Origin of the sequence: Frankia sp. AiPs1 (assembly GCF_023716945.1) — a bacterium.
Classification (GTDB): domain Bacteria; phylum Actinomycetota; class Actinomycetes; order Frankiales; family Frankiaceae; genus Frankia.
In genome coordinates, this window is sequence record NZ_JAMQQF010000815.1 from 1 (window position 1) to 1,931 (window position 1,931).

Below are 1,931 nucleotides of genomic sequence, written 5' to 3' on the forward strand. Positions count from 1 at the left end.
GCCCGGCTGTGGCTGCGCACGGAGGCGCTCGCCGCGCTGGCCGCCGAGCTCGACCCGCCGGACCGCGCAGTCCTCCTCGACCGGCTGGCCCCGCTCGCCGCGGGCCTCGCCGAGCTCGTCGAACGCCACCGGGGTCGGGGCGGCATCCGGGCGATCTCCGGACGGGCCGGCGCGGTCATCAAGGGTGTCCGGCATCGTGGCCGACCGGGGGACGAGTCTTGACAGCCAGACGCCGCAACGCCTCCCCTCGTCGAGGGCCGCGGTCGCCTTGGGGCGCCGACGATGCGCGGACAGCATCGTCGCGTGCGTTGCCTGTGCTGCTGATGCTCATGCGGCTGACGCTCATGCTGCTGATGGCGGTCCTGCCGGCCCTCGTTCCAGTCGGCGGGGACGCTGCGCGGGCGGCCGGGCTCGGGACGCCAGCGGCCGCGGCTGGTGGTGGCAGTGCGGCTGGCGATGGCGGTGCGGCTAGCGATGGCGGTGCGGCTGGTGGAGGTGGCGGTGCTGCGGGCGGTGGCGGTGCGGCTGGTGGCGGTGCGGCGCAGCTCGGGCGGGCGGCGGTGCTCGACGCGCTCGGCGTGCCGACCCGGCCGGCCGAGTACGTCGTGCTCGTCGACACCTCGGCGTCGATGTCGCAGGGCGGGCTCTACGGCCCGGTCCGGTCCACCCTGACGTCGTTCGCCGCCAGTCTCGACCCCGCCGACCGGCTCTCCGTCGTCGGCTTCGACGAGGTGCCCCAGGTGGCGTTCAGCGGCTCGGCGGCGAACGCCCGCTCGGCGATCGGCCGGCTGCCGGCCACCGCGACCGGGGCCAGCACCGACATCGGCGCGGCCCTGTCGACCGCGATCGACCTGCTCGACCATCCGGACCCGGCCCGGTCCGGCGCGGTGATCCTGCTGACCGACGGGCGCCACCAGCCCCCGGCGGGCTCGCCGTTCCCCGCGGAAACCGGCCGGCCCTGGACCGACCTCGCCGAGCGGGCCCACACCCGCCTGGCCGGCCGCGACATCGCCGGCTACGCCTTCGCCCTCGACAACGCCGATGCCGGCCGGGCCGGCGCGACGCTGTTGCGCAGCGTGCTGCCCGCGACGACCGTGCTGGCCCTGCCGCCCGATCAGCTCCCCGAGTACCTGTCCCGCGTCCAGCAGCACGCCCGGGCGGGTAAGGCGGCCGAGCTGCTTGCCGACGACGTGCGCGGTCCGGTCGTCACGGTCGGCTGGCGCTGGGCGTTGGCCGGTCACACACTCGACGACGTCGACCCGACCGCGGGAACCGGGAGTGTCGAGGTCACGGTGACCTCGACCGCACGGCGCCTGCCGGTGGAGCTCACCGGTGCCCGCGTGGTCGCCACCGACCCGGCACTGACCATCGCCGCTGCGTCAGTCGGTGCCATGGCAGGCGGCGCCGCGGGCGGTGGCCTGCCCGAACGGATCACCCTCGCCCCCGGACAACGGCGGGTCTACCAGGTGCCGGTGACGTGGTCGGCGCGCACCGGCGGGGCGGTGCGGCGCAGCCATCGGGTCGACGGCGGGCTGCGGCTTGCCGGCACCGTCGATTCGCCCTGGCGCACCGTGCTCACCACCGAGTTCGGGCTGCGGATGGACCCGGCCCCGCGCGGCGCGGCGACCCGCGTGCACGGCTCCGCCGCGGCCGGCTGGAATCCGGCGGCCATCGTCGAGATCGTCGTACTGGTCGTGCTGGCGCTGTCGTTCGCGCTCGGCTTCCTCGACCGCCGCCGGCCACGGTTGCGCGGCGTGCTGGCGGCCGAGGCGGCCGACGGTCGACTCGACCGGGTGGCGATGCGCGGCCGGCGGCTGCGACTGGGACCGGAGCGGGACGACGATGTTGCCGTCCCCGGCATCGGCAGCGTGCGCGGCCGACGACCGGCACGTGGCGGCCGACCAACGCGCGGCGGGCGGCCGGGGTACGGG

Annotated in this window: 2 protein-coding genes; both read left to right on the forward strand. The window is 76.7% G+C overall.

The features are described 5' to 3' along the window. Positions 1-222: hypothetical protein (locus ND748_RS30955; RefSeq protein WP_251749853.1), on the forward strand; the 222-nt coding region annotated here is incomplete at its 5' end. 92 nt (positions 223-314) lie between these two features. Further along, positions 315-1,931 (forward strand): vWA domain-containing protein (locus ND748_RS30960; RefSeq protein WP_251749854.1); only part of this gene is annotated, 1,617 nt, incomplete at its 3' end.